Here is a 10,039-nt window from a genome sequence, read left to right as displayed (position 1 = left end):
TATTAAACTTATTAGTATGTAAATGTTGTTTAAGGAGGATTTTAAAATGGAAGAACGTAATGGAGTTGTTACTTTTGCTGGTAAACCAGCGACTTTATTAGGACCAGAAATAAAGGTTGGAGATCAAGCACCTGATTTTACTGTGGTGGATAATGGATTGAATGCTAAAACATTAAAGGACTTTGAGGGAGTTAAATTGATTAGCGTTGTTCCTTCATTAGATACACCTGTCTGCGATGCACAAACAAGACGCTTCAATGAAGAGGCCGCCAAATTAAATGCGACTGTTTTAACGATTAGTGCAGACCTACCATTTGCTCAAAAACGTTGGTGTGGGGCAGCAGGAATCGATAAAGTTGTGACCTTGTCTGATTACCAAACCATGTCTTTCGGTTCTGCATACGGTACTTATCTTAAAGATTTACGTTTGGAAGCTCGCGCAATTTTTGTCGTCAATTCTAAAAATGAAGTTACTTATGTTGAATATGTAAAAGAGGTTACTGATCATCCAAATTATGAAAAAGCGATTGAAGCAGTGAAAGCTGCTCAGTAAAGTTGACTTATTCAGATTTATTTTTAAGAAAAGGTTTGTATATTCCATCGCGCTCCGTCATCCGTGCCCTTCTATAAATAAAGATTAAGGAGAGAAGGGCACTTCTGAAGGTCGCAGCTTATGGAATATACAAACCCCTAAATGACAAGTGGAAGAAAGTTACACTTTCTTATCTTTAAGAAAAACCGGGCAAACCGCCCGGTTTTTACAATTCTCACTGATACTTAATTTTCCTGAAAAACAATCGGCAAACTATCGCAAAGAATAGTGTGTTTTAATAAGTTCAACGAGCCCTATCTTTTCCAATTTATCAATAGGTGCAAGGAATGTGACCGTTACTACACCTGGATGCCTACCAATATCAATAGAACCGGTGATTGTTGCCCTGTTCAACACTTCCGGAACGGTCATCTGAAGCAATTTAGCGGCTCGGTTCAATCCGTTATCCGTTGCTTCATTCAGATTTGAACCTGTTCCAATAAAGGAAATCGGAGCCGTTTCTTCAATGGACTCTAATCCCCAGAAGTCCGCCATCTGCTTTGCCTTTTCTTTTTCTTCAGCAGTGAATGGTTTCGCTAGGTAAGGCAAATCTTCCTCCACCGGCAACAGGATCGGTCCTTGAATAGATAAACCTTTCAAGACTTGAACCTGAAGTGTAACAATTCCGGCAATATCCGCTGTATGGCCAGCTATTTCGCCATTGCCCTGCATAGCGTGCATATCTCCAAGATAAACACCACCTCCTGGTACCTTAACCGGACAGATTAAAATGGCGTTCTCTCTTACCCTGTTAACATCCATATGCCCGTCCGTCCTGTCTTCTAATTGATCTGGTGTCATAGCATATTCATGTGGAGCTCCCAAAAGAAAAGAACCGAAATCTCCTGCGTTGTGAGAATCTGGAAACGGCCGTGCTGGTGTAGTACCAAGCTGACCGAGAAACGGTCTTAATCTAGTAACAGCACCGACAATGTCACTAGGAGCAAAAGTAACAATCGGGTTTTGGATGGAATTTCCAGGGATCGCCATATAGTGGTTCCCATCACCTGCTATCCGTTCAGCAGCTTCTTTGTGCAGTGTGATTCCAAGTCCTCTGTTTGTATCGATTGCCAGCGTGTACCCATTTGTAAAAATAAATGGGGTAACGTCGGCTCCGCAATTTACGCAACGAATAGCCTTAGGTCCAATTCCTTCAATTTTTGTTTCCGGGTGATATGTTCCGCATTCAGGACATTGTGCGGCCACAAAAGGATCGCCTAGAAAGCGGCCTTCTATCGCTTTTTCATTGCCAGAAGCAGTGACGATGGACGTTGGCCTAATCGATTTTATCCGGATTGCGATTGCGTCGCCAACTTCAGCTCCTTCCACGTAAACTGGTTGGGTAACTTCATGCCCACCAAGAAGAGCGGGGGTAATCATCGGCCCCCAGCATCCAGGTGCTGTATTTGCAACAATATGCCCTCCATCTTTTACTGGGCCAAGCATCGGTTTATTTGGATCGAGTACACCGTTTGTAAATGTATTAACAAAGACTGTTTCTAATCCTTTTTTATTATTCATACTATTCCTCCTATTCCTCTTTTATTATTCATACCATTGTTCCTAACAAAAGTTTTAAAAGGTGCTGTAATTGAAACTTACTTTTTATTCGTTAACAAAATCAATTGCCCTTAATCCCTTTCAAAACTTGCCCGGAATCAGCAAGAATTTCTGACAGCGTTTGTAGAAATCTTGCAGCCGGAGCCCCGTCAATTACCCGATGATCGAACGTCAGACTTAATGGCAACCGCACCTTTTCGACTACTTTTTCTTCTTCAAACACAAGATAGTGTTCAATCTTCCCTATTCCGAGAATGGCTGACTCCGGCGGGTTGATGATCGGAGTAAAAAATTGGATACCAAATGCGCCGAGATTCGTTACTGTAAACGTGCTCCCTGATAATTCCTCATGGGACAGTTTACCTAGTTTTGCCTGTTTCGCTAGCTGAACAACATGTGTGTGCAGTTCGAAAACGTCAAGTTGATTGGCATTGCGCACTACCGGAACAAGGAGTCCTTTATCTGTATCTACAGCTATGCCGAGATGAACATGATCAAATTGAATGATACTTTCATCCTTAATATGGGCATTAAGTGCAGGATGTTTCTGAAGTGCCTTAACGACAGCAAATAGGATGAGATCATTCCAGCTTATCTCTATATCCGTTTTTTTTCTAAGAACCGAAAGTTCCGTGACATCCGCCCAGGCTGTTTCCGTAAGCTGAGCGGAGTGATGTATGCTTTCCATCATTCTTTTCGCAATCGCACGGCGGATCCCTGACATTTTTATTTCCCTGGATCCCTCCACCACAGAGCTCGATTCTAATGCGGCGGCCTTGCGGATATCCTCTTCTGTTAAGGCTCCTCTTAAGCCTGTTCCACGGACTGTTGCCAGATCCACACCAAGTTCTTTAGCAAGGTGCCTTAACCTTGGGCTAGTCCGTACGAAGGTGCTCTGCTTTTCTTCTGCCGTTTCTTCCTTTGCTTGCCCGAGCGATAGAACACTTTTCAAATTATCATTCGCTCCTATGGTTCCTGCCGGTTCAATGACCGCCAGAATATCGCCAACCTTTGCGCTGTCGCCTCTTTTTACCTTGATTTCTTTAATTGTTCCTCCGCTTTCTGCTGCTATTTCAAAGACGGCCTTTTCAGTCTGTATATCTACGAGCGTATCCCCCTCTTCAACCTGATCGCCTTCTTGGACATGCCAGAAGACGACCAGACTTTCCTCAATTTCTTCTGATGTTTGCGGTAATTTAACCTCGATCATTGTTACTCCTCCTGTCCATTATTTATTACTCACTCAATAACTTTTTAACTTCCCTGTAAATACTATTTGGACCCGGGATAACAAAGTCTTCAAGCGGATCGCTGTATGGGATCGGCACATCCGGGACAGCTAAGCGACGGACAGGTACTTCTAATTCATACAGGGCTTCCTCTGCAACAATAGCTGAAATCTCGGCTGTCATGCCATATGAACGGTAATCTTCATCCACCACAACAAGTCTATGCGTCTTTTTCACAGAGTTAATAATTGTATCTTTGTCAATAGGTGCAAGCGAACGCAGATCAATGACTTCCGCCTCGATTCCTTCTCTAGACAATTTTTCAGCAGCTTCAACCGCGTAATGAGTCATTATCTGTATGCCTACTATGGTAACATCACTTCCTTCGCGCACCACCTTTGCCTTATCAAGTGGGACCGTATATGCTTCTTCCGGAACATGTCCTATAGAAAAATCAAACTGGTCCATCCAACCAAGTCCTTGCAAGGTTTTATGGAACATAAACACCACAGGATTGTCATCCCTGATGGCCGAAATCATCATTCCTTTGAGGTCATACGGAGTTGATGGTGCAACCACTTTCATACCTGGCATGTGAGCAAAAGTAGCATACAAGGTCTGAGAATGTTGCGCTGCGTCATTGTACCCTCCGCCGACAGCCGTCATCAGTACCATTGGCAGCTTTACATTCCCTCCCGACATATATTGGATCTTTGCCATATGGTTATAGATCTGATCCATACATACGCCGAAGAAATCGACAAACATCAGCTCTGCAATGGGACGCATGCCTTCTGCAGCTGCTCCGATCGCTGCGCCTATGAAAGCGGTCTCGGAAATTGGCGTGTCCATCACCCGCTCCGCTCCAAATTTATCGTACAATCCCTGCGCAGATCCAAAGATCCCGCCGTATTTTCCGACATCTTCCCCAAGCACAAAAACATTTGGGTCTCGTTCCATTTCTTGGGCAATCGCCTCCACCATCGCTTTATTTCCGGTTAACAGTCTTTTCTTCACCTTTTCCATGATTAACATCTCCTTCCTTTTTTTGTTCAAGATGTAAATACATCTTCAAGTGCCGCTTCAGGATTTGGAAATTTACTGTCTCTAGCGAACTGATAGGCTTCATCCACTTCTTTTACTGCTCTGTCTTCCATTTCCTTTATTTCATGTTCGGAAACAATATTGTGGTCGAGCAACAACTCACGTACCTTCTTGATCGGATCTTGTTCACGCAACGCCGGTACTTCCCCTTTATCACGGTACAATTCAGGGTCACCTTGGAAATGTCCAAGATAACGGTAAGTCTCAATTTCAATAATCGTTGGCCCTCCGCCGCTTCTTGCTCTTTCAACCGCTTTTTCGGATACTAGGTACATCTGCAGCGGATCGTTGAATTTAACATGTGCTCCTGTAATCCCGTATGCTGAAGCACGCTGCTCATTTGACTGAATTGCCGTTGATTTTATTTTCGGCACTGATATGCCGTAAGAATTATCTTCCACAACCACAATCAACGGAAGCTTCCAAAGGGCTGCTAGATTAAGAGATTCATGGAATGCCCCTGAATTCGCTGCTCCTTCGCCGATAAAAGCAACCGCAACCCAGTTTTTCTTTTTCATTTTCGCTGCAAGTGCCGCACCAGCCGCTTGAGGAATACCAGCTCCCACGATACCACTACATGAAAATTTTACTTTTGGGTCAAACAAATGCATATGCCCACCCTTTCCCTTTCCTAATCCAGTTTCTTTACCGAAAATTTCAGCTGTCATTTTTTTCAGATCGACACCTTTTGCAATTGCATGATGATGCGGACGGTGAGGTGATACCACAGTATCTTCCTTGCCTAAATGCGCGCAAATACCAACTGCAGCCGGTTCTTGTCCAGTTGCCAGATGCATCTCTCCAGGAACTGTTCCTGTACCAATATTAAAGACAGGTGTTTTTCCTTCCGCATACGCTTCCGCCATTTTATCTTCGTAATAGCGAATCTTAACCATCATTTCATACATCCATTTCAACTTCTCCGTTGGAACCGTTTTCTTTTTTCCTTCAGAAAGTGCCACTTTCATCTCCTCCTTAGATAAATTTCATAAATGTATATTGCAAGAACAATGCCAATTAACTAAGCCGCTAGAATCAAGAAAAAAAAATAAACTGTCCCATTTTGAAACAGTTTGTATCATATGTAATGACACATTGTACCGAAATAGGACAGTATAACTTTTAACGTATGCCAAACTTATCCATTTGCCTGTAAAGAGTACTCCGTGAAATACCAAGATATTTCGCTGCACGGCTGTAGTTTCCTTCACAGAGGCGGATTGAATGAATAAGGGCTTCTCTCTTAATCTCATCTTTTTTTGGAAGCTGTTTGTGAAAAATGCGAATTTCACTGGTATTCATTCCACTTATTTGCAATTCTTCCGGCAAAGTATCTTTTTCAAGAATATTTCGCTTCGTTCTGACAATTGAGCGCTCGAGAATGTTTTGAAGCTCCCTTACATTTCCCGGCCATTGGTACGCCATCAGCTGTTGAATAAACTGTGACGAAATATGGTCTATTGTTTTATCCAATCTGGACGACAATTTGCTTAAAAAATATTTTACCAGCAAGGGTATATCTTCCTTTCTTTCCCTTAATGGCGGCAGCATAAGTGGGATCACGTTCAGTCTGAAAAAGAGATCCTCTCGGAAGCTACCCTTTTTTACCTCTTCTTGAAGATTTTTGTTTGTTGCAGCAATAATCCTTACATCAGCTGGTATCACTCTGTGTCCGCCAATGCGGACCACTACTTTTTCCTGCAACACCCTTAACAATAGAACCTGCATTTCCAAAGACATTTCACCAATTTCATCAAGAAAAAGCGTTCCTCCGTCAGCCAGTTCAAACTTACCAGCGCTCCCCCCTTTTCTAGCACCGGTAAACGCACCCTCCTCGTAACCAAAGAGCTCGCTTCCCAGCAGATCTCTCGGAATTCCGCCACAGTTTATCGCAATAAACGGCTTCTTACTTCTACGACTCTCATTGTGAATGGCCTGCGCAAAAATATCCTTACCTGTGCCGCTTTCACCTATAAGAAGAACGTTTGATTCAGACTTAGCAGCTAGCATAGCCTCCTCTTTTGTACGTAGAAGAGCAGTACTGTTTCCAATAATATCCTCGAAGGTAACCTTTGCCTGGTTTCCTGACAAATGGTTAATAAACTGACGGACTTTATGAAATTCCTTTACAGTGACTAGATTCCCGATCATCCGGTTTTGTTGAAAAATCGGTTTTGAATTAATCAGAACGTGGATTGAATTTCCATTTGGATTGATCATCTTTAATTTCAATTCCTTATCCTGCACTTCTAAACTGGTTTCCACAATTTTGCTGAAGGTTTTATTTGCAAATACATGATTAACTGGCTTTCCGAGCAAATATTCTTCTCGTAACCCGACAATCTCATGAAGCTTTCGATTTGTTTTGATAATAACTCCGTTCCTATCTATGATCAGCATCCCATCTGAAAGAGTGTCGGTTGTTGCTTCAAGAAGACTTTTCATCATTTTATTCTTTTGTGTTTTTTCTTGAATTTCCAGCTGATTCTCTATAGCCTTCACTGTTGAAACAACCATCCCCAGCGTATGGGAATGCACCTTTTCAAATGAACCTGACATATTCAGAACACCTAATATGTTCCCAGAGGTGTCATGAATTGGGCTTGCGGAGCATGTCCAAGGATGACATGATTTTGAATAGTGTTCAGAAGCAAAAATCTGGATTGGTTTATCGATAGCAATAGCCGTTCCTATCGCATTTGTTCCTACATTTTTTTCACTCCAGTCTGCCCCTTCTACAAAATTAATTTTTTCTGCCTTATCCAATGTCTCCGCATCTCCTATTACCTTAATGAGACGCCCGTCCTTATCACAAAGAATGACAAGAAAATCTGAACCTTTTACAATAGAATATAAGCTGTCCATTAATGGGAGGGATGTCTCTATAAGTGAATGGTTATATTTCTGGAGGCGCTGAAGTTCATGTTTTGGAAGCACATCTTTTCCTTTTTCCTGAAATGGATCCACCCCTAGAGAGAGGGACCGAAGCCACGACTCTCTTACTATTTCATTGAGAGCAGGGGCCTGCTTTCCCTCATATACAAATTCTTCCCAAATTTTCTTCAACTGCTCTTTATCACGCAAAAAAATCACCTCCAAATACCCACTATCTTTAGTATATATAAATTTACAGAATTTTTAAATATTTAACTAAACAATTTAAATCGGTATTTCTGTATCTCTGGACATTTATAAATTGTTAACCCGTAAAAATATTTCATCCCACATCTTCAGAATGGCCTTCATCATAAAAAGGTTTGAATGGACTTGGAACACTCTATCCAACTTTTCAACTGTCCTTGATCCTTCCTTCTTATCCAAAACCTCAGAATAAAGTTCAAAGAATACTTTCATTTCAAATAGGTATTATCTTAAGTCACAAACTCTCCAGATAATTAAAAAATTGATAATAAAAAGTAAAAAAATACGAGAAGCCCATCTTCCTAATGTGTTTAAAGCAGAACCAAACCACAGCATAATCAAATTCCACCTCACGATGGACACCCTTGCATTAGTCTAATGGTTGGTAACTACGTAACTCCCATAGTGGACTTTCACCACCAAGTTAATCGCCATGCATGGCGCACAACGACAAAGTGCTATATCTTTTTAAGATATAGCACTTGTTTTATTAAGCAATTTTAAATTGGTTGATCAATTCCCGCAATTCTTCTGCCATATAAGAAAGTGACTCAATTGATGAACGTACCTCTTCCATTGAAGCATTTTGTTCTTCAGATGCTGCTGCTACGGTTTGGGTAAAACTTGCATTTCCTTCAATTCCTTTTTTCATTTCTTCTATTGCTGAAATCACCTTAGTTACATATTGTTCCATTGCCTTTGCCGCATTCAATGTGCTATCACTTGTCAACGCAACATGCTGAATCGATGTTAAGATTTCTTCAAAAGCAATATTTACTTTCTCGACAGCAAGAATTCCTTCTTTTACTTCATCATTTCCTTTTGTCATCGATTGAACTACTTTGGTCGTATCTTCTTTGATCTCTATAATCATCCCTGCAATATTTTTTGCTGCATTTCCGGATTGTTCGGCAAGCTTTCTTACTTCATCTGCCACAACGGCAAACCCTCTTCCATGCTCCCCTGCTCTTGCTGCTTCAATGGCAGCATTTAATGCTAATAGGTTTGTTTGATCTGCGATATTGGTAATGAGATCGACGATTTCGTTAATCTTTTGTGAGCGTTCATTTAATCTTGTTACCACGTTCACTGATTGATCTACTGTTTTTCCAATTCCATTCATTTGCTTAATTGTTTCTCTTAGCATATTCATTCCGTTATTTGCTAATGTAGATGTTTTTGCTGCACCTGTGCTTGCATCATTCGCGTTTTCAGTAATATGTACAATTCCTTGTTGGAATTGATCAATAAATTCAGCGGTTTCTTGAACATTGACCACCTGAGTATCTGAATTGGCGGCCATCTCTTGCATGGTGAGTGAGATTTGCTCAGTCGATTGTGTGGTTTGTTCTGTGCTTGCTGCTAATTCTACAGAGGTAGATGCTACTTGTTCGGCATGAACTTGAATTTTTGCTACCATTTGTTTTAATTGTTCTTGTAAATATTCAAATGTACGAACTAAATGGCCGATCTCATCATTATTTTTAATATTGGGTATTTGTTGAGTTAGATCTCCATCTGCCATCAGGCTTGCATGTTTATCTAATAATTTAACTGGAGTAGATATCATTCTGGCAAAAACAATTGCAATGGCAACCGCTAATAAAATGGTGATTAAGGTTGTAATTAATACCAATTGTCTAATGTGATTGACTTTATCGTTATCTATTTGTTGCTGTTCAAAGATTCCCTGTTTAATAATCTCCACATTATTCATCATTTTGTCTGCTAAGGTTTCTGCCATTTTTTTGTCCATTAATGAGACAAATTCTCTAATATCATCTTGTTGAGCAGCCTCAATCATTAGTTTTTCAATTTCATTATAATTTGTATAAATGATCTGTAGTTTTTTAAATTCTCTTTGGTCGGCTTCTGTCCTTAGCTTTGTTACTAATTCATTCAACTTTTTGTGGTTCTCTGTTTTTAATTTTTCAATTTGATCAATTAATCTTTCATCTTTTGTCAGTCCTAGTTTTTGAATGTAAGATAATTCCCTTATAATATTTGATTCTAATTCTTGGGCTTCTATCATTGTGTTCATGTCATTTTGAACAATATCTTCATAGCTTTTTTGGATCTGTATCATTTGATATAATGCAAAAAGACTCACAAAAGCCATCAGTATGACTACCGTTAAGAAGCTAACTAGTATTTTTGCTTTGACTGAGATAAAATTAGTTTTCTTACTTTTAGTCTCGCTATTTTTTTAGACCCGTTTTTGTTTAATGGTTTACTTGACATTAGCTTGTTAAATCTTTCTTTTAGCTTTAAGTTTGGTAGACTAAATAATTTTTTTCTCACGCCCTGTCCTCCCTTATGTCTTCATCTCTATTTCTATTTCCAAAATTATCTTTAAAAATATTAAATTCTACATATTTTTACAAAATCCTCTTTTAGAGAACCTATAAGAAAA

The 10,039-nt window shown here is 40.2% G+C and carries 7 protein-coding genes; 1 reads left to right on the top strand and 6 read right to left on the bottom strand.

From position 1 onward, the window contains the following. The first annotated feature begins 46 nt into the window (after positions 1–46). Positions 47–553 (top strand): thiol peroxidase, encoded by a 507-nt coding sequence (gene tpx, locus U473_RS02370; RefSeq protein WP_068722984.1) that lies wholly within the window; start codon positions 47–49, stop codon positions 551–553. Between the two features lie 252 nt (positions 554–805). Here tpx and U473_RS02365 read toward each other — a convergent pair whose 3' ends face one another. The 6 genes from U473_RS02365 to U473_RS02340 form a co-directional block, all read right to left on the bottom strand. After that, on the bottom strand, positions 806–2,113 hold the full coding sequence (locus tag U473_RS02365) for an acetamidase/formamidase family protein (protein WP_068722982.1): 1,308 nt from the start codon (positions 2,111–2,113) through the stop codon (positions 806–808). A gap of 100 nt (positions 2,114–2,213) precedes the next feature. Continuing rightward, entirely contained in the window at positions 2,214–3,362 is a 1,149-nt protein-coding gene (locus tag U473_RS02360; protein ID WP_068722980.1) for a dihydrolipoamide acetyltransferase family protein, read from the bottom strand. 25 nt (positions 3,363–3,387) lie between these two features. Further along, on the bottom strand, positions 3,388–4,407 hold the full coding sequence (locus tag U473_RS02355) for an alpha-ketoacid dehydrogenase subunit beta (protein WP_068722978.1): 1,020 nt from the start codon (positions 4,405–4,407) through the stop codon (positions 3,388–3,390). Between the two features lie 26 nt (positions 4,408–4,433). Continuing rightward, positions 4,434–5,453 carry a thiamine pyrophosphate-dependent dehydrogenase E1 component subunit alpha gene (locus U473_RS02350; RefSeq protein WP_068722976.1) on the bottom strand — a complete coding sequence of 340 codons (1,020 nt, stop codon included), beginning with the start codon at positions 5,451–5,453 and terminating at the stop codon, positions 4,434–4,436. Positions 5,454–5,607: 154 nt separating this feature from the next. Beyond that, complete coding sequence (locus U473_RS02345) at positions 5,608–7,569, bottom strand: sigma-54-dependent Fis family transcriptional regulator (RefSeq protein ID WP_068722974.1); 1,962 nt, start codon at positions 7,567–7,569, stop codon at positions 5,608–5,610. A 547-nt stretch (positions 7,570–8,116) separates the two neighbouring features. After that, positions 8,117–9,796, bottom strand: coding sequence for a methyl-accepting chemotaxis protein (locus U473_RS02340; RefSeq protein ID WP_268807448.1), 1,680 nt, complete (start codon positions 9,794–9,796; stop codon positions 8,117–8,119). Between the last annotated feature and the right edge of the window lie 243 nt (positions 9,797–10,039).

The organism is Tepidibacillus decaturensis (assembly GCF_001561915.1).
GTDB classification, from domain to species: domain Bacteria; phylum Bacillota; class Bacilli; order Tepidibacillales; family Tepidibacillaceae; genus Tepidibacillus_B; species Tepidibacillus_B infernus.
Note: the sequence above shows the minus strand (reverse complement) of the source record. Positions and strands in the feature narration are given on the sequence as shown.